This window comes from Pandoraea bronchicola (assembly GCF_902459805.1).
Lineage (GTDB): Bacteria > Pseudomonadota > Gammaproteobacteria > Burkholderiales > Burkholderiaceae > Pandoraea > Pandoraea bronchicola.
On record NZ_CABPST010000002.1, the window covers coordinates 736930 to 752277 of the forward strand.

Genomic DNA, 15348 nt, shown 5'->3' on the forward strand with positions numbered 1-15348 from the left:
CCTAGTTCACGGGCAAGTCGGAACCAGAAGAGCCGCTCGGGGCGGCCTCGGAGTTTTTTTCGGCAGCCGCCGTCGACTGGGAGCCGAAGTTGTTGATCCGCATCGCCACCGCAACGAGACGCGCCAAAACGTCCGGATTCTTACCCTGCAACTGCTCGACGTCCTCTGCCGTGAATACCTGGGCGCCGTTATCGTCGACGATCGTGCTTGCCAACATCAACGCTTGAAACCGCGAAGTCTTCTGCGGTTCGGCCATCGCCTCCATCAGCGAGTCTCGCGCCTTCCCGCTCATTACCCCGAGCACGACATCCCCGCCCCACTCTGGCACCGAGACAGTTTCCGAACCAAGGTCACGGGCCTGAAGGATCTGTTCGCGAGTGAGCATTAGTTACCTCCGGCCGGAACAGTTGTGACTGCGCCCGAGATAGTGAGCGAGATGGTCGACGTGATGACTGCGTCGGTCGAACCGGAGATCGGGAAAGACTTCACCGAGGCATCAAACGTATCGGCGCTGCCGTCCGGGTATTCGAGCTTGAACGACTTGAGGCTCGATGCCCTCTGTGCCGCCTTCATCGCCGCCTGCCCAGGATCGGCCATGTTGACGTTCACTTCGATCGAGAACGAACCGTTATCCATCAGGCCGAGGCGCTTCTCTTTCGCCTCGGAATCGAGATCGGTGACGTCGATTTCGGTCGCGCTGCCGTCGAAGCCGCTGTATGACTTGACGTTCTTCACCTTGGTCCAGGTGGGCTGCGCCGCGCCGTCGGCGGCGGTGTTGATGAAGAACTTGCTGCCCTGCGCGCTAATTGCGGTGCTGGTCATGGTTTACTCCTGATACCAGATGGAAAAATCTTGCTGACTGCCGTATAGCTTCGTGTCGTCCTCGTAGACGCTCACGGGTGCGCCGATCGGCATACTACGAACAGGCTCTCCAGCCAGGGCGGCGCGAACCTGCTGAATTAGTGCCGAGGTGACGGCGCGGGACTCCGACCACACAGACACTTGCATCCGGCTGTTTTGAAGGGTGTCTACACCGTCGAGCGTCGTTTCGTCGGCACCACCAACCGCCTGGTAGACGATGTATGGCTTCGCGACATTTGCTGGCGCAACATCCGGGTACACGCGACCGCTGGCCAGCGCTTTTATCGCTGCAAACACGACGGCTTCGGCACTAGCCATTGTTTGCCCCCGTGGTACAGGGAAGATCGGTGTAATCACGGCCGCCGAAGTCAGGCAGCGGCTTCCCAATGTTGAAAACAACTTCGTCGACCGGTCGACCATCGACATACTTAAGCAGGACAGCTCGCATTCCCTCGTCGATATCGGTTCGAAAGCGAATGCGGATGCTTGCCGACGCCACACCGACTTCGGAGTCAGAGGCAATCGCCTCTTTGCCGGTTTGCATCAACACGTTGCAACACAGAGGGGGGGCGATCGGAATCCAGCTATCGACCGGCTGACCAAGATCGTCGTACCCCTGCTCACGACGCTCGATGCGCACGCGGCGGTTAAGAGTGCCCGCGCGCATCAGACGCCCAGCCCGGTGCGGTACGGAAACAGCAGCGCTTTCGCGCCGCCCGGCAGTTCCATCACGCTCGTCGACGTGCCCGCGACGACGTCTTCACGATAGGCGTACAGTTTGCCGACCGTGAGCAGAATCGCGGCACGAACCGCGTCGTTCGCCACCAGTGGGTTAAAGCCGGCGGTGCCATTAGATATCGCGTCCTGCATCTCTCCGTCATCGGCGTACAGTTGGCGATCGAGAAAGTCGACAGCAGCCTGGGTCGCGGCGCCGATGTAGAGTTTGATGAGATCGTCGGCGACACCGCCGTCTTCCCGCAGATGCGTCAGCGCCAACTGCAGCGAAACGATGGGCGTCGATTCGGCCATTTACTTCGCCCGTGCCTTGTTCTGCGGTTCGGGGGCTTTCTTGTTCGGCGTCGGCGGTGCTGCCTTCGCGTCGCCTTCGGCCACGAGGCCGACACGCTTCAATTCCGCCGCGCGGAGGTCCGTGACATCGATCTCCGTTCCGCGCGGAACGTAGCCTTCGATCCCTCGAAACGCTTTGATTGCTGTGACTTTCATGGTGTCTCCTATGCTCACCGAGCCGACGAGCGTCGACCCGGCGACAGCCCGTGTTACGCGGCCTTCTTGAACGTTCCGTGCACGAACGATTCCGGACGGAAGACCGCCATCCCCAGGCGCTCTTCGGCACGGATGGTCACCATGTTCTTGGTGAAGTTGTCCGCGTCCTCGGTCGACACTTCAACGGCGGCGTCTTCGCGATCGAAGACCTGTGCTGCCAAGTCAAATGCGCCCACCAGGAACTCACCTTCGGCGATCGCCGTCGTATCGACAACCGGCAGCTTCCACATACGCTGTTGGCCGCCGTCCTGAACGTTCACCCAGATGTACTGGCCGGTCGAGTCCTTCTGGAGTTCGATGCTTTCCCAGTCCACCGGGTTCAGCACGATGCCGGTCGCGCGATACTCTGCGAGACGCACTTGCAGGATCGCGTGGCGCAGAGTGTCGATCGGAGTGTCGTTGGCCTTGCGACGAGCGTCGTCAAAGACCGTTGCTTGCGGCACGAGTCCGAGCAGGTTCTGGCCGGTACCATCGCCGGCGATCAGTTGCTCTTCTTCCTTGTACTTCAGGCCATACGTCGCACGGCCGTTGATATAGCTCTGGAGCAACGGCACGTCTGCGAGGACTTGCTTCGACGCGCGGAACCAGTGCGCGATCGTCTTGACCGTCGTCGTCTTCAGTTCGAACGAGATGTCCGATTGCGGCTTTTGAGCACCTTCCGCCACCGGCGCCGCCGAATTCGTGAATCCGCTTTCCTGTACGTACTCGATCGCGTTCGACGCGGTGCGACCGGGCATGATCAGGTCGCGGACCACGAACTGACGTTGTGCCGGCATTTGAATGCCCGGCAGCCGGTCGGGCTGAATTGCGACACCCACACCGCCTTGGCCGCTCGTAGCGCTCGTGATATTTGCGACGGCCTTCAGGTTCAGACGCGCGGTACCACGGCCCTTCTGCGAGAGTGCCTTGAAGTCTTCGCAGTCGGTCATCAACTCACCGATGGACTTGACCACGTGCTCATCGCCGCCGCCTCGACGCGCAAGTTTCTGCTCGAGCTCGAGGATACGAGCGTTGGACTTAATGCCCTCCTCGCTCAACTTCTCGAGCGCGGACTTCGTCTCGCTCGCGATCTTGCCGGTATCCTTGATCTCGGCCGTGGCTTTCTCACACCACTGCTTGATTTCGGAATCGCGCTCAGACAGCTTGTCCAGGAGCGACTTCAGTTCGAGCTTGTCATCGGCGCCGCCGGCGTTCTTGCGACCGTAGTCGCTCGGATAATGGATCTTTTGCATGGATGCTCCTTAGTTGAATGAGGGCAATTCGATTCCCTTGTAGCCATCGAGCAACGCGCCGGGCACAGGGTTTTCGCTGTCGTCCCCGGACTCACTCCGGAGCAGATGTTTCAGGCCACGATTAGCGATTACCGCGGCCTGCGACTTCGAAAAGCCTGCCTCGCGCAGGAACCGCTCGAAATCGGAAAGTGATGGCACACCACCGTGCGCTATAACCGATTTCACGGCTTCGATGCGCGCCTCGGTGTTAGCCGGATTGGTGACAATGCTGATTTCAACGAGATCCAGTTCGTTAAGCGTCCGTTCGCCGGTTTTCTCGTTGTAGCTGGAGCTGATGACGTAGTAGCCGATCGATAAACCGGTAATCGCCTTCGACTTCATGCCGCGATAAGCGATCTTGGCGTTCGGGGCATCGTCGAGCCACAGCTCGCCCTCACCGAACAAACCAAAACTGTCCTCCTTCAAACCAGACCACGAGCCGATGGGCGTGTTCGAGTTGTGCTGCCAGAGAATAGGGAGCGCTCGACCGCTTTCTTTGAGCGCCGCCAGGCTTTTCTCAAAAGCCCCAGGCGCGACAATCTCGCCGTAGCTGTCAACGTTGCCGAACACGGACCCATAACCGGAAAAATGGCCTTCGTCGTTGACCGATTTGACGTTGAGGTCAAACGCACGGACCTTGTAACCACCCCTGCTACTTTTTCGGTTCATTTCGACTCCTGATTCAGCCAGTTCTTCAAAGCGTCCTGTGCGGTAGCCGCATCAGACTTTTCGCCGAGCTTGTCTATCGGCAACATCGCTGACTGCACTGTAAGTACCGCCGCGTTGCCGCCCATTGGCGGTAGGTTTTCCTTAAGGCGACAGTCATCGCGGCTGTATATGCCGTTATTGACCATCTTCGAATAGAAATCCGCACGGCCTGCGCTATCAGCGCGCAAAAGCCCTTCCACGGAAAACTCAGCGTAGTAGGTGAGACGCTCAACCGGGCTAAGGCCGCCCTTTTTGATGGTTTGTTCAATACGCGTCAACCACGGACGAAGCGTGAACGTCAGGAAGCCAATCATTTGTTGCTCGATACCGCTTCCCCAACTCGTCGACTTCTCGTTATGGCCCACCATGAACGGAGGTACGCGGAACCACCGACAGATTTCCTCGACGTTGAACGCCTTCGTTTCAAGCAGCTGCACGTCCCCGGGATTCATGGTGATCGCCTGATACTTCATGCCGGCCTCAAGCACCATCGTCTTCCCGGCCTGCATCGCGCCGCCGAACTGGTCCGTGAGGTCCGTGCGGATTTCCGAGCGCTTTTCCTTCGGCAAAATCTGGTCCGTTGACAGCACGCCGGACGGACGAAGCCCATTTCGGAAGACACTACTGCTCGTTTTGTTCGCCGCAGTAGCGTTGCCGAACACCTCGCGGGCGTACTCAATCACCGACACCCCCATCCAGCCGTTAAGGCTGAACCCTCGAAAATGGAGAACGTCGTCCTCGGTCATCACTGAGGAAGAGCCGTCAAGTTCCGAGTACGTGTATTGCAGCTGGCCGGTTTGCAGGCGCTTCACGTTCATTCGGGCTGGCAGCAGCAGTTCAAGGCCTATGATTCGGCCCGCTGCGCATAACTTGCGTGCATAACCATTACCTCGCAGCAACATTGACGTGACGATCACCTCCCAAAATTCCACCGCTGTATTGTCGGCGTTGGGTTGGTTGTGCAGAACGTCGTAAAGCGCGTGCGTTGTCGCAAGCGTCCGAGCGCCGTCGGCCTGCTTCGAGTACAAATTCAGCGGCAACGTCGCGATGGTCTCAGCGATGAGGCGCACACACGCCCACGCAGCCGACAGTTGAAGCGCCGAATCGACGGTAACCGTCTCGCCACTCGAAGACGCCACGCCGCCCCATGTGGACCAGAAGCTCCCGTCCGTCAGTGAAATAGGCACGCCAAGCCACTTCAGGACGCTCGCCTTGATGCGTCCTGGCGACTTTTGCTTGCTTTGTTTCATACGATGATCGGACTCGAAAGAAAATCGCTGATGGAGCCTGATTGACCTTCGAGCATTGCTCGGCCAATGGCCATAATGAGCGCGACCGCGCCGTCGATTTTGTTGTCGTTCCCCTGCTTGATGGGACGCACAACATCGTCGTTGCCAGGCAGGTTCTTGCCGACAACGTTGCTCACGCACCACGTCATGATCGGGTTACCGTCGTGGTGGAATCGCCTCGATGTAATCGCGGCTTCAAGCTCTTTCATCGGGTCGGACATGTTCGTGTAGTTCTGCACGATCGTGACCGGCGTCAGCCCTTCGTCATCGAGCTGATGCGAGAGGTTGGTCGCGCCGTGCGGGTCGATTGGCGTTTGCAGCACCGGACACGCTCGATTCGCTTCCTTGGCTTCTTCGAGGATGTCGCGGTAATCGATTTCAGCGCCTTGCGTCTCAAGAAGGTGGCCGGTGTTTACCCACTTCTGATAGCGCTCCGCCATCCGACGATTGTCAGTGTCTCGAACGGTGTCTTCTGGCACCCAAAAGCGCGGCGCGACACTGTAGTAGTGCCGTCGGCCGTCGATAACCCTCCAAAAGAGGCGCGCCATGCTGTTCAAATCCAGCTTTCGGGCAAGGTCCAGCGCGAGCATGCAATCAAGGCCCTCGAATTGCTCCAGCGTCAGCGTGGTGTCCTCACACGCTCGCCAGTCTTCGAGGTTGAAATACCCGGTTTTTGCCGACGTCCACACGTTCAGGTGCTTCGTTTTGAACGTGTTCGTGAATCGCGCAGACTTTATGGCCCGCTGCTGCTGGCTCTCCAAATACTCCTGATAGACCGATATGCCAATGTTCGGGTTAGCCTTCGCTAGCGTCCTCGGATCGGTCCAGTCGTCGTCTTCGTCAATGGTCCAGATCCAACCGAATAGCTCGTCGTCGGGCACTGTGCCCTCGAGCATTTCGATGACTTGGCGCCGTTTGTCGTAGCACGGCCCTTCGATGTCTGCGCCAGCGGTCGTGATGACAAACATCAGTGGCTGCCGCCGCGCGCCCATACCAGTCAGCATTGTTTCGTACTGAGCGTTGGTATCGTGCTCGTGGTATTCGTCCTCGATCGCGCAGGATGGCGACGCACCGTCGCCGGGGTTCCCAATAATCGGCTCAAAGCGACTCCCGTCCTCGGGCCGGCTCAGGTTTTGAGCGTTGACTTCGATCCCAAGGTGCTCGACGAGCATCGGCGAGCGCTTCACCATGAGACGCGCAGGTCGAAACACCTCCCACGCTTGGCGCTCAGTCGTCGCGCCGCAGTAGACTTCGGCCCCAAACTCATCGTCCGCCGTGAACATGGCGATGCCGACGCCGGCTGCAATCACGCTCTTTCCGTTTTTGCGCGGAACTTCCCAGTAAGACTCGCGGAAGCGGCGAAAACCGGATTTCTTGCTGACCCACCCGAACGTGCATGCCAGCCCGAACACCTGCCACGGCTCAAGCGTGACGAGCTGCCTTTTAAATGCCCATTCGCCCTTTGTGTGCGGAAGCAGCTCTATGAGTCGAAGCTTCTTTTCCGCCTTGGCAGCGTCGAACCGGTATTTGAAGGCCGCTGACTTACTTGCCACGAGATCGTCGATATGCCTCTGGCATGCAGCCTTGACCCACCGGCACGCCGGGATCTGACCGCGCACGACGTCACGTGCAAACTTGTTGCCTTTCGCAACGAGCGGATATGACTCTTTCGCCACACGTCAACCCAAGAGTGCAGCGAACGGGTTGCCCTCACCTTTCCGTTTTGGTCCGACGAGGCGCTGGCGGCTTGCTGGGTCCAGCCCGAGCATCGCCCCATACGTGGCCATCTGCTTCACTGCTTCGTTTTTCGCGGTCACTGCCGGATTTTTCGTGGGGCCGCCCTGCGCTCCGGCGACAACGAGACCATGCTTGGCGATATCTTCTTCGGCACGGCGGAACTGGCCGTAAGCCGAGCAATAGACTTCGAGGTTCTGGATGTCGGTGACCTGTAGAACACGCTGCTTGCACAACAGCGGCGAAAGGTGCTCCCATAGATCACGCGCATGTCCATCAATCCAATCGGGCGCAAAAATGTTCGTTACGATCCCGAATTCGGGTTCGTCCTTGTTCAGCGCCCGCTTGCCCGGATTGCCCGCCAACTCCTTTTTGGCAGTCGGTTTCGGCTTCCGGCCTGAGCGCCCTGCAACACCTGGCATGCGGCACCTTTAAATTTCATTTTTCGCGGGCATAAAAATTCGACGGAACGGTCGGTCCGGACCGGAATAGCCCTAGACTTTCGACCTACCCCACCCCATAGGCTCAATCGCCGCCACGATTTGCACAAAATTTAGGCAAATCGACAGATGCGCCGAAATCTGCACAAATTTTAAGCAAGCGACCACCCGCCATGCTTCGAGCGAACGTTTATATAAGGTTAAGGTGCAGATATAACGTTAAGGACAGGCGACACCTGTCACCGACGCTCGCTGCCCGTCTTGGTCTTGTGACAGGGGGAGCAGATCGCCTGCAGGTTGTCGTCGTCATCGGTGCCGCCCTGTGACTTGGGAACGATGTGATCCACCTCAGTGGCGATCGTCACGCGACCGGCCCTGCGACACACTTGGCAAAGCCCACAGTCACGCAACAGGATGTGAGCGCGGCGACGGACCCATGCGGCGCCATATCCGCGCGCATGCCTGTTGCCTCGCACCGCGTCAGGCTTCCACTTCACTTGCTCGTGAGCGTGCTGTTCGCAGTACGTGTTGCCACCAGACACCAGCGCGCCGCAACCTCGGTGCTTGCACGGTCGGAGTGGTCTGGATGGCATAGAAGAAAAGTGCCCGCGACCGCGTGAGCGGTGCGGGCGAACGACTCGCGTCGAGGAGGAGATCACGCATTTCATTCACGCGGACAACCCGTGATCGCGCAGATCCGCTCAGCCAATCTCGCCGGCAGTCTTCCGCTTGGATGAAATGGCAACAAAAAAGCCCGCTCGGTTGGACCGTGGCGGGCTTCAGACGCAGTAATTCAGCCTTTCCGAAATGATACGTTTTTTGCCGAATTTGTATAGCTCGAAGATGTATAGCGTGGCGCTATACACTTTCGACCATTCGGCAATATGCCCGATAGGCTTGCGAACGACCACTTTCGACGCGCTTGTAAAACGCATCGCGCGAGATCCCGAGCGCCGAAGCAACGCGCTTGATGTGAGAAACGCGGTGGATGTAAAACAGGTACAGCGCTTCCTTCTCTGGGCTCTCGGGCAGCGACAGCACGGCTAGGTTGAAGAAGCTCAGCATCGACGAGCAAATCGCGTCCGGCTCAGGGCCGACCTTTCGGGGCTGCATGCCGGCGAGCAAGCCACTCGGCATGGGCGGCACGAAGATTCGACGCGTGCGGTGCCAGGCCGCCCAGTCCTCACAAAGTGTGTTGAGGTCGCGTTTCGTGGGCATCACTTTTCCTCGTACAGCTTGCAGCGGCGCATGTTCTTCGCGCCCGGCTTGGTCTGCTCCTTGGCGCAATACTCCAACCCCCATAGCGTCAGCTTGTGTAAGCAGCCCTTGCATGTTTTGCCCTCCTCAATTTCAATAACTTTTGCCGGGTCCTGATAGAAATGCGCGGGGAGAACTGCCATCAGGCCACCTCCGGCGCGACACTCGCGAAAATTCGGTGCGCAGTTTCGCGCCGCGTTTGCTCAAGCAACTCGGCCTCAGTGCCGTACCGACGCTGGAACTCGGCAGGGCCAGCGTGAAACGCAATGCCGTATCCACCTTCGCGATGGTGCAGCGGACACAGCGGAATCGTGTCGCGGTGGCCCGCGCGCTGGCCGCCGCCGGCAAGGAATCGCACATGGTGAACCTCGACCGGACTCTCCCCATACCCAAGGTTCCGGCAAACGATGCAACACAGGCCGGCAACAACTCCCATGTGCTCGCGCTCTGCCTTCTTTGCGCGTTTGCGAGTTTTGCGTTTGAACGGCGCACGCGCGAGCGGCACTGTGCTTCTCAGCGGCTTCTTCCTCGCCAAGCTCATCGCATTTCCTCGCAGAGTCGTTGATGCGACAGCGCATACGCCCCGTACGACTTGAGACGCTTCCACTTCGGGCGATATGCTGCACCGGCCACGGTTGGCTCGGACTCGTATGCGGCTGGCGGATCCGGGACGCGCATCGTCAGAGGCCGAAGCGGATTTTTCGATTCAGTCACAGCAAGGCTGAACTCTTCACCATGGACTGCGCACCGCTTCACCAGCGAACCATCGGCGACGAGTAGGTCGACCAGCTTGATTACCTGTCGTTTCGAGACGTCGCTCAGGTCGGAGATGGCAGGGCGGGAGTACCACTCACCTCGGGCCATGCATTCCAGAATCGCGTTCTTCATGCCGACTCCAATGCCCGTTGAATCGTTAGGATGGCCGTGCCATTCGACACCATCGCCCCTGTGAACCGAAAGACTCTCCAACCCGCCAATGCGGCTGTGTTGTACTTCTCGGCGTCCGCTTGGAACCCACTGCCGCGCGTGTGCCGGCCGTTCGACCAGATTCCACCCTCAACTTCCGCCGCAACCATCCTGTCAGGCCAAGCGAAATCGAAGCGCCACATGCGCGGCGGTGCGAACCGGTGTTCGCGTACGGGTTCAGCAACCTTCTGCGCACGGCAATGAAAGGCGAACAACTTTTCCAACTGACTTTCTCGCTTAAGACTCACTTGCCCTTCCTCCGCAAATGCTCGATGTATGCCCGCAATTCCTTCTCCTGCCGCTCTGCCACCTTGTCGCCTAAGCGCCGCCGCACCGCTGCGATGAGCGCGCGAGCCAGATCGCCATGGCCGTCCAGCGCCGCCCTCGCCGCTTCCTCGAAGCGCCGCCAGCACTCGGCCTGCTTCACGCAGCAACCTTGCCCCGATGGCTTTCCCAATCGAAAACGACAGCCTCGCCTCCGTCCTCGCGAAGGCGGTCGAACACACGCTCACCGAGGAACGATCGAATGCCCGGCACGCGGCGCCCGTCGACCACGTCGTCGTCGACAGCCAGATTCGAAAGGAGGATGGTCTGACGGCGCTTCTCATACCGTTCGTTCAGTACATCGAACAGGATCAGCTTTTCGGTTTCCGATCCGAACTGGACGCCGATCTCGTCGAGGATTAGCAGATCCGGGTAGGCCAGCGCGGCAACGGCGGCCGATTCCGACTCAGCGCTGCCGCGTACCCACGTATCCTTGACTCGGCGCACCGCACGCATGACCGTCGTGAACAGCACTGTGCGAGATCCTCGCGCCATGATTTCGTGACCGATGCCAATCGCGAGGTGCGTCTTTCCTGTTCCCGGCTGGCCGAGGAAGATTGCGCACTGACCACGGCGGTCGGACTCGCCGAAGTGCTCAGCGAAATCGAGAGCGAAGTCAAGTGCGTACCGTTGCCCTGGCGTGGTCGCGACGTAGTTACGCAGACGGCGATCCATGAAGCGCTCAGGAATTCCGGTATCCCCCAGACGGCGCTGCCACGCCTCACGCTCGCCGGCACGGATGATTGCCGAGCGCTCATTCGCCACGCGGGCCGCTTCCTCATCGGCGCACCTCGGGCAGGCCGTCCACGAGTCTCCGAAGTAGCACAGCCGCTCGAAGTCGCCGTGCTTCGGGCAATTGGCGGATGAGCGAAGAGGTTGTGCGTGGAAGTTCAAAGCTTGCCTCCCGTACCGTAGCTGCGCTTTCCAAAGCCCTCGCTGGACGCGCCGTTAGCAGCACCGGTAGTGAGAGCGCTTTCGTTGCGGACCCAGTTGCGCCAAGTCGCGTCCCAGTCCGTCTTGCGCCCCTTCTCGCCCGCCTTGGCACCCCAGTAGTCCTTGAACTTATCGGCCACACGGCGAACATGGTCGGCATTCCACGTCGGTTGCTCCTTCAGAGCCCAGTCGCCGAGAGCCTTGGTCAGGACCCAGTCGTCGGGTAAGCGCGTGCCGCGCGCACCACTGACGGTTCCCTTACGGTTAACTGATGGTTCTACTGATGGTTCGGGTGCAAAAGCTTTGCACCCTTTTACGTCGTGGTTTGCACCCTTTCCGTCGCCAGTTGCACCCTTTTCAGCTTCGGATTGCACCCTTTCTACGGAATTATTCGGTGCAGAATCTGCGCCCTTTTGCTCGTCTGTATCGTCGTCTGAAATGGGTGCAAGTTCTGCACCGTTAATCCATGCGGGGTTGATCCGGTACTCAGCGGGCATTCCGGACTGGCCACGTCCACCGACTGCGGGACGCACGAGTACCAGCCAGCCGGACTTCTGCATGCGCCGAAGCTGGTACTGGACTGCTCTTTCAGATTGGCGGGTACGCGAAGCCATTGTGGCCACGCTAGGGAAGATGTGGGTGCCGTCGTCGTGCGCGTTGTCGGCAAGTTTGAGCGCCAGGAGCATCTCGCCTCCCCCGGTGGGGTAGCGCTCAAACACCATGCCCATTACTCTGGCGCTCATGATCCCCTCCGTTCAATCGAAGGGGATCCGACGCTGGTCAGCCGCCGTGAGTGGCGCAGTAAGGGTGCGTGTCGGCAAGCGCCTTCCACGCGAGCGGTGCATCGAAGCGATTGTGCGTGACGAACTTGCGGCAACGACGCCCATGGCGGGTCGTCGCGCAACACTGAACATACCCCCCGGACTCCATCCAGGAAGCAAATTCGGTCGGCGTGAGACCGGTTAGTTTGCTCGGTAGATGCAATTGCCCGAGTGCATACGCCACGAGATCCTCGTCCGAAACGATCATGGTGTTCCATCCGGACGGATGGGGGCAATTGAAATGCAACTCCGCGCCGACACGCCTGAGCGTGCCAATAGCTTCCAATAACTGCTCCTGACTTAACATGATCTCTCCAAAGGGGGAAAAAGGCATTGTGCCCCATCAGAGTCGCACGAAGACTCATGCTCAACCCCCGACGCAAACGCGGAAGCGAGTCACACCGCGGCGAATCGGTGTCGACTCGACGTGCCCTGCTGCTTCCAGCGCCTTGATCGACTCCCGCACCGCAGATTCCGACATGCCGCAGTCACGCGCCAGGCGGCTGACCTTCGGTGACGACTCGCCCGTCGACATGACGGCGTGGTGGCTCAGCGCCAGCAACACGATCTTCTCGGTGTGGCGAAGCTCAACGCCCCACGCTTGATTGACTCGATGTGAACTCATTCGGCCATGCCCTCCAGACGTGCAGTGATGCTGAACAGGACTTGCGCGTGGTTGAAGATCCGCCCTTTCACACGAGCGACCTCCGATTGCTCGACGCGGCCGTCGTCGAGCGTCTTGACGATCTCGTTGCCCACCAGGCCATGCGTCGACCATGCCTTCGCCATCAGCTCGACAATCGCGGAGTCACAGCACTCGGCAAGCTGCGGGATCTTCACCAGGGCGTAACCACGCTGCTCGGCCCATGCTTGGAGAATGCGGTCGTCGTCCGTCACATCCGTCGCCTTCACCGCTTCGTTCAGCGTCAGGTGATGCGTGTCGTTGTTCGGATTGACCTTGTTGCGCAGGACGGCCGCCGACATGCCCAAACGCGGCGCGAGTGACTCACTGCCGCCGGGATAGTCGTGAACCAGTGCGTGTGCCGCGTCGGTGATGTTCATGTGCGTGTTCCTCGAACGTTTTTATTTGCTTCTCAGGCCGCTACGATGGCCTCATGAAAACTGCTAAATCTGGCGAGTCCCCCGACGGTGCTAAGCTGTGCGCTCATCACTTCGTACAACACAACATCCATCGGGGTTTCATGGACAGGATTACGGAACTCGAACTTCAGGTGACGGCGCTCGGCGCCGTCGTTCAATTGCTGCTGGGAACCCATCCCGAAAAATCGGCGATCACGGAAATTCTCGAGAACGTTCGAGACACGACAAAATCCAACTTCCCAACACAGGCAGAACGGGACGCCATCGAAGCAGCATTCGAGCCGTTCATCCTTGCCGGTCGCGGATCGCAGACGTCACCCGCCGCTTGATCTCCGGCAACATCTCAGACAAGCTCGCGCTGATCTTTGCCGACTTGATTTCGGTGTCACGATTCAGCGCGGGCCGGATCAGCCACAGCAACAGCCGTGCGTACAGTCGTTTCATTCCTTCACTCCATCGGCCATGAAGACCTCTGAGAAAATTCGGCAAATTGCTGACGCCATCGAGAAGATCATTCAGGACCATGACCTTGCGATCGCGGACCAAGCCGCGATTGGAAAGCTCGAATTTCAGTACGGACTCATGCGAGCCCACTGCCACTACTGCGCCGAGAAAGCCGGAAAAATCGCAACGCTCGGCAAGACCTTCTACAGCGCGCGTAGGCATCAGACACACCCACGGGGAGCAGAGGGCGTACTGCGGGAAATCCATATGAACTTGGACGCCATCAGGTCGTGGTCAGATGTCTGGGAAGACAAAGGCAATTGACCAACGCCACGCGCTCCGGTCATTTGCTCTCTCCAGTAGCGCCGCCAGCGGTTTCGCGCAGTACCTTGACGGCGTGAAGCTCGGCAATGCGGGCCGCGATCGCGTAGGACACTCGAGCGCCGCGTGCGCCTGACAGCAGCGACGAGATTTGCGATTGCGAGCACGGAACCTCCGCCGCAAGCTGTGATTGCGTTAGGCCCGTCCCGAGAAGGTCAGAAACAGCTTTTTGAATGTCCATGCGCGCCATTATCACGTTTGTGTTTATTCAAGTCAACACAAATGAAATGGCTCACTCCATTACGATTGTGATATGTACTCCCTAGCCGAACGCCTCAGATGGGCACGAACGAAAGCCGGCCTCTCCCAGGAACAACTGGGGAGCAAGGCCGGCGTTACTCAATCCACGATTGGGAATCTCGAATCAGGTACGCGAAGCACCGCGAGGCGGCTGCCTCAAATTGCAGAGGTCCTTGGGGTTAATGCTCTCTGGCTCGCCGAAGGAAAGGGGCCACAGACGGCGAGCGGGAAAGGGGTAGGAAACTTAGATGCGGCGTTAAGCGGCGCTAGTGACGCCGCGCGCGAGCTGATCGAAGCGATTCTTCGCGCCGACCAAGCGGGTGAGCCAGCACACACCTTCAATCTGATGCTTCGGATGCTTCCTGTGGATGACGAACCGATTGGTCGTCTGAATCCGTAACATCATCTGCCTCCTCGTCTCGCGCCCCTCCAATCGGTTCAAGCGCCCAGTCGTCAGCAATCATTGCCCGCGCGACCACCATATGGCACCTATCCTCGCTCATAGAAAACGCTGGGCCGTCTAACAAATAGACAAGCCACTCCGTCTCGGAGTACGCGCGACGGATGAATACCAACCTCCCTTCGAGCAGTTCGTTCCACGCCTTCTTTATCCGCGCCAAGTCCCCTGGCTTGCAGCGCAGTCGGGACGACCCACGATTCGTCACAGCTAGGCCCTCTTAGTGTTCTTGTTTAAACCACTGTATATTTGAACAGTAGTTTAGCCTCAGCACGTCGAAGATTTCAATCAAAATTCGCTCCCATCGGCCGTACGTGTAGTAGTCCGCAGAAACGCTCACTTCTCTTCTGGCCGAGTGGTCGCTGCTTGGAAGCAATATCTGCTACAGCGCCGCATCAGGGCCAGATTCGGTGCAGCCGGCCCGAAGTTGCCTCCCAAAAAACCATAAAATCACAAATGTGTTGACATGCATAAATCACGTATGTGATTATTCATTCCAACGCAGCACACATCGCTGCCCGCCCGCTGGTTGGGGCGCTCCTTAAAAACTCAGTTACCGATAGAACACGCCGATGGCGTCCGCACTGCGCGGGCGCGGCTAGGCGCAGGGCGGAACCCTCTACCCCTGATCAAAGACCGGAGGCTATTCAAGCGACGCCTGGCTGCTCACGTGGCTATAGAACGACGATTGGATTGAAGAGATGCAGCGCCGCCGGGAGCCGACTCAGTTCGGGAGTAGTCCGGGGCGCTGCGTCCAAACGCTGTACATGAGGCGGCTTTCTTCCGAGAGCCGCGCCATATACACGAGGAGAGAAACCATGCAGGAATTGCAAAACG

The 15348-nt window shown here is 59.0% G+C and carries 26 protein-coding genes; 2 read left to right on the forward strand and 24 right to left on the reverse strand.

The features are described 5' to 3' along the window. Window position 1: 1 nt before the first annotated feature. The 22 genes from PBR20603_RS07440 to PBR20603_RS07550 all read right to left on the reverse strand — a co-directional run bounded on the left by PBR20603_RS07440 (window position 2) and on the right by PBR20603_RS07550 (window position 12950). Window positions 2-385: a hypothetical protein gene (locus PBR20603_RS07440; RefSeq protein WP_125899261.1), complete on the reverse strand. Its 384-nt coding sequence runs from the start codon at window positions 383-385 to the stop codon at window positions 2-4. Continuing rightward, window positions 385-822, reverse strand: coding sequence for a phage tail tube protein (locus PBR20603_RS07445; RefSeq protein WP_150558867.1), 438 nt, complete (start codon window positions 820-822; stop codon window positions 385-387). The genes PBR20603_RS07440 and PBR20603_RS07445 overlap by 1 nt, the downstream gene beginning before the upstream one ends. Before the next feature lie 3 nt (window positions 823-825). Next, window positions 826-1179 (reverse strand): DUF3168 domain-containing protein, encoded by a 354-nt coding sequence (locus PBR20603_RS07450; protein ID WP_150558868.1) that lies wholly within the window; start codon window positions 1177-1179, stop codon window positions 826-828. After that, a complete protein-coding gene (locus PBR20603_RS07455; protein WP_150558869.1) occupies window positions 1172-1528 on the reverse strand; it encodes a phage head closure protein in 357 nt (118 codons plus the stop codon). The genes PBR20603_RS07450 and PBR20603_RS07455 overlap by 8 nt, the downstream gene beginning before the upstream one ends. Then, on the reverse strand, window positions 1528-1890 hold the full coding sequence (locus tag PBR20603_RS07460) for a head-tail connector protein (protein WP_150558870.1): 363 nt from the start codon (window positions 1888-1890) through the stop codon (window positions 1528-1530). Before PBR20603_RS07460 ends, PBR20603_RS07455 begins: the two co-directional genes overlap by 1 nt. After that, a complete protein-coding gene (locus tag PBR20603_RS07465) occupies window positions 1891-2085 on the reverse strand; it encodes a hypothetical protein (RefSeq protein WP_150558871.1) in 195 nt (64 codons plus the stop codon). A 53-nt stretch (window positions 2086-2138) separates the two neighbouring features. After that, window positions 2139-3377, reverse strand: a complete 1239-nt coding sequence (locus PBR20603_RS07470) for a phage major capsid protein (protein WP_150558872.1) — start codon at window positions 3375-3377, stop codon at window positions 2139-2141. A 9-nt stretch (window positions 3378-3386) separates the two neighbouring features. Further along, entirely contained in the window at window positions 3387-4085 is a 699-nt protein-coding gene (locus PBR20603_RS07475; protein ID WP_150558873.1) for an HK97 family phage prohead protease, read from the reverse strand. Further along, a complete protein-coding gene (locus tag PBR20603_RS07480; RefSeq protein ID WP_150558874.1) occupies window positions 4082-5374 on the reverse strand; it encodes a phage portal protein in 1293 nt (430 codons plus the stop codon). The genes PBR20603_RS07475 and PBR20603_RS07480 overlap by 4 nt, the downstream gene beginning before the upstream one ends. Beyond that, on the reverse strand, window positions 5371-7089 hold the full coding sequence (locus tag PBR20603_RS07485; RefSeq protein WP_150558875.1) for a terminase large subunit: 1719 nt from the start codon (window positions 7087-7089) through the stop codon (window positions 5371-5373). Before PBR20603_RS07485 ends, PBR20603_RS07480 begins: the two co-directional genes overlap by 4 nt. A 3-nt stretch (window positions 7090-7092) precedes the next feature. Continuing rightward, window positions 7093-7569: a phage terminase small subunit P27 family gene (locus tag PBR20603_RS07490; RefSeq protein WP_150558876.1), complete on the reverse strand. Its 477-nt coding sequence runs from the start codon at window positions 7567-7569 to the stop codon at window positions 7093-7095. Between the two features lie 257 nt (window positions 7570-7826). After that, entirely contained in the window at window positions 7827-8255 is a 429-nt protein-coding gene (locus tag PBR20603_RS07495) for an HNH endonuclease (RefSeq protein WP_425495794.1), read from the reverse strand. Window positions 8256-8445: 190 nt separating this feature from the next. Beyond that, a complete protein-coding gene (locus PBR20603_RS07500; RefSeq protein WP_150558878.1) occupies window positions 8446-8805 on the reverse strand; it encodes a sigma-70 RNA polymerase sigma factor region 4 domain-containing protein in 360 nt (119 codons plus the stop codon). Next, window positions 8805-8987: a hypothetical protein gene (locus tag PBR20603_RS07505; RefSeq protein ID WP_150558879.1), complete on the reverse strand. Its 183-nt coding sequence runs from the start codon at window positions 8985-8987 to the stop codon at window positions 8805-8807. Before PBR20603_RS07505 ends, PBR20603_RS07500 begins: the two co-directional genes overlap by 1 nt. Beyond that, on the reverse strand, window positions 8987-9385 hold the full coding sequence (locus tag PBR20603_RS24560; protein WP_150558880.1) for a Ref family recombination enhancement nuclease: 399 nt from the start codon (window positions 9383-9385) through the stop codon (window positions 8987-8989). The genes PBR20603_RS07505 and PBR20603_RS24560 overlap by 1 nt, the downstream gene beginning before the upstream one ends. After that, on the reverse strand, window positions 9382-9732 hold the full coding sequence (locus tag PBR20603_RS07515; protein ID WP_150558881.1) for a hypothetical protein: 351 nt from the start codon (window positions 9730-9732) through the stop codon (window positions 9382-9384). Before PBR20603_RS07515 ends, PBR20603_RS24560 begins: the two co-directional genes overlap by 4 nt. 322 nt (window positions 9733-10054) lie before the next feature. Beyond that, a complete protein-coding gene (locus PBR20603_RS07525) occupies window positions 10055-10237 on the reverse strand; it encodes a hypothetical protein (protein ID WP_150558883.1) in 183 nt (60 codons plus the stop codon). Beyond that, window positions 10234-11028, reverse strand: a complete 795-nt coding sequence (locus tag PBR20603_RS07530; protein ID WP_150558884.1) for an ATP-binding protein — start codon at window positions 11026-11028, stop codon at window positions 10234-10236. Before PBR20603_RS07530 ends, PBR20603_RS07525 begins: the two co-directional genes overlap by 4 nt. Then, on the reverse strand, window positions 11025-11810 hold the full coding sequence (locus PBR20603_RS07535; protein ID WP_150558885.1) for a helix-turn-helix domain-containing protein: 786 nt from the start codon (window positions 11808-11810) through the stop codon (window positions 11025-11027). The genes PBR20603_RS07530 and PBR20603_RS07535 overlap by 4 nt, the downstream gene beginning before the upstream one ends. Before the next feature lie 37 nt (window positions 11811-11847). Next, window positions 11848-12195: a hypothetical protein gene (locus tag PBR20603_RS07540; RefSeq protein ID WP_150558886.1), complete on the reverse strand. Its 348-nt coding sequence runs from the start codon at window positions 12193-12195 to the stop codon at window positions 11848-11850. A gap of 60 nt (window positions 12196-12255) precedes the next feature. After that, entirely contained in the window at window positions 12256-12513 is a 258-nt protein-coding gene (locus PBR20603_RS07545; protein WP_150558887.1) for a helix-turn-helix domain-containing protein, read from the reverse strand. Then, window positions 12510-12950 (reverse strand): phage regulatory CII family protein, encoded by a 441-nt coding sequence (locus PBR20603_RS07550; protein ID WP_150558888.1) that lies wholly within the window; start codon window positions 12948-12950, stop codon window positions 12510-12512. The genes PBR20603_RS07545 and PBR20603_RS07550 overlap by 4 nt, the downstream gene beginning before the upstream one ends. 53 nt (window positions 12951-13003) lie before the next feature. On the opposite strand from PBR20603_RS07550, the gene PBR20603_RS07555 reads away from it, so the two are divergent. Further along, entirely contained in the window at window positions 13004-13318 is a 315-nt protein-coding gene (locus PBR20603_RS07555; protein ID WP_150558889.1) for a hypothetical protein, read from the forward strand. Here the strand turns inward: PBR20603_RS07555 and PBR20603_RS24085 are convergent. Further along, window positions 13275-13700: a hypothetical protein gene (locus PBR20603_RS24085; RefSeq protein ID WP_174977819.1), complete on the reverse strand. Its 426-nt coding sequence runs from the start codon at window positions 13698-13700 to the stop codon at window positions 13275-13277. The genes PBR20603_RS07555 and PBR20603_RS24085 overlap by 44 nt on opposite strands. A 76-nt stretch (window positions 13701-13776) precedes the next feature. Continuing rightward, window positions 13777-14004 carry a helix-turn-helix domain-containing protein gene (locus PBR20603_RS24565; RefSeq protein ID WP_150558890.1) on the reverse strand — a complete coding sequence of 76 codons (228 nt, stop codon included), beginning with the start codon at window positions 14002-14004 and terminating at the stop codon, window positions 13777-13779. Window positions 14005-14067: 63 nt separating this feature from the next. Here PBR20603_RS24565 and PBR20603_RS07570 point away from each other — a divergent pair, with 63 nt between their 5' ends. Continuing rightward, window positions 14068-14454: a helix-turn-helix domain-containing protein gene (locus PBR20603_RS07570; RefSeq protein ID WP_150558891.1), complete on the forward strand. Its 387-nt coding sequence runs from the start codon at window positions 14068-14070 to the stop codon at window positions 14452-14454. Window positions 14455-15348: the final 894 nt, after the last annotated feature.

What these genes read in the sequence shown, in the direction of transcription:
- PBR20603_RS24085 (WP_174977819.1), bottom strand. Translation starts at nt 13,700, where the DNA reads ATGGATTTCCCGCAGTACGCCCTCTGCTCCCCGTGGGTGTGTCTGATG.
- PBR20603_RS07495 (WP_425495794.1), bottom strand. Translation starts at nt 8,255, where the DNA reads ATGAAATGCGTGATCTCCTCCTCGACGCGAGTCGTTCGCCCGCACCGC.
- PBR20603_RS07475 (WP_150558873.1), bottom strand. Translation starts at nt 4,085, where the DNA reads ATGAACCGAAAAAGTAGCAGGGGTGGTTACAAGGTCCGTGCGTTTGAC.
- PBR20603_RS07570 (WP_150558891.1), top strand. Translation starts at nt 14,068, where the DNA reads ATGTACTCCCTAGCCGAACGCCTCAGATGGGCACGAACGAAAGCCGGC.
- PBR20603_RS07505 (WP_150558879.1), bottom strand. Translation starts at nt 8,987, where the DNA reads ATGGCAGTTCTCCCCGCGCATTTCTATCAGGACCCGGCAAAAGTTATT.
- PBR20603_RS07545 (WP_150558887.1), bottom strand. Translation starts at nt 12,513, where the DNA reads ATGAGTTCACATCGAGTCAATCAAGCGTGGGGCGTTGAGCTTCGCCAC.
- PBR20603_RS24560 (WP_150558880.1), bottom strand. Translation starts at nt 9,385, where the DNA reads ATGAGCTTGGCGAGGAAGAAGCCGCTGAGAAGCACAGTGCCGCTCGCG.
- PBR20603_RS07490 (WP_150558876.1), bottom strand. Translation starts at nt 7,569, where the DNA reads ATGCCAGGTGTTGCAGGGCGCTCAGGCCGGAAGCCGAAACCGACTGCC.
- PBR20603_RS07465 (WP_150558871.1), bottom strand. Translation starts at nt 2,085, where the DNA reads ATGAAAGTCACAGCAATCAAAGCGTTTCGAGGGATCGAAGGCTACGTT.
- PBR20603_RS07555 (WP_150558889.1), top strand. Translation starts at nt 13,004, where the DNA reads ATGAAAACTGCTAAATCTGGCGAGTCCCCCGACGGTGCTAAGCTGTGC.
- PBR20603_RS07440 (WP_125899261.1), bottom strand. Translation starts at nt 385, where the DNA reads ATGCTCACTCGCGAACAGATCCTTCAGGCCCGTGACCTTGGTTCGGAA.
- PBR20603_RS07480 (WP_150558874.1), bottom strand. Translation starts at nt 5,374, where the DNA reads ATGAAACAAAGCAAGCAAAAGTCGCCAGGACGCATCAAGGCGAGCGTC.
- PBR20603_RS07500 (WP_150558878.1), bottom strand. Translation starts at nt 8,805, where the DNA reads ATGCCCACGAAACGCGACCTCAACACACTTTGTGAGGACTGGGCGGCC.
- PBR20603_RS07535 (WP_150558885.1), bottom strand. Translation starts at nt 11,810, where the DNA reads ATGAGCGCCAGAGTAATGGGCATGGTGTTTGAGCGCTACCCCACCGGG.
- PBR20603_RS07470 (WP_150558872.1), bottom strand. Translation starts at nt 3,377, where the DNA reads ATGCAAAAGATCCATTATCCGAGCGACTACGGTCGCAAGAACGCCGGC.
- PBR20603_RS24565 (WP_150558890.1), bottom strand. Translation starts at nt 14,004, where the DNA reads ATGGCGCGCATGGACATTCAAAAAGCTGTTTCTGACCTTCTCGGGACG.
- PBR20603_RS07515 (WP_150558881.1), bottom strand. Translation starts at nt 9,732, where the DNA reads ATGAAGAACGCGATTCTGGAATGCATGGCCCGAGGTGAGTGGTACTCC.
- PBR20603_RS07460 (WP_150558870.1), bottom strand. Translation starts at nt 1,890, where the DNA reads ATGGCCGAATCGACGCCCATCGTTTCGCTGCAGTTGGCGCTGACGCAT.
- PBR20603_RS07445 (WP_150558867.1), bottom strand. Translation starts at nt 822, where the DNA reads ATGACCAGCACCGCAATTAGCGCGCAGGGCAGCAAGTTCTTCATCAAC.
- PBR20603_RS07550 (WP_150558888.1), bottom strand. Translation starts at nt 12,950, where the DNA reads ATGAACATCACCGACGCGGCACACGCACTGGTTCACGACTATCCCGGC.
- PBR20603_RS07450 (WP_150558868.1), bottom strand. Translation starts at nt 1,179, where the DNA reads ATGGCTAGTGCCGAAGCCGTCGTGTTTGCAGCGATAAAAGCGCTGGCC.
- PBR20603_RS07540 (WP_150558886.1), bottom strand. Translation starts at nt 12,195, where the DNA reads ATGTTAAGTCAGGAGCAGTTATTGGAAGCTATTGGCACGCTCAGGCGT.
- PBR20603_RS07455 (WP_150558869.1), bottom strand. Translation starts at nt 1,528, where the DNA reads ATGCGCGCGGGCACTCTTAACCGCCGCGTGCGCATCGAGCGTCGTGAG.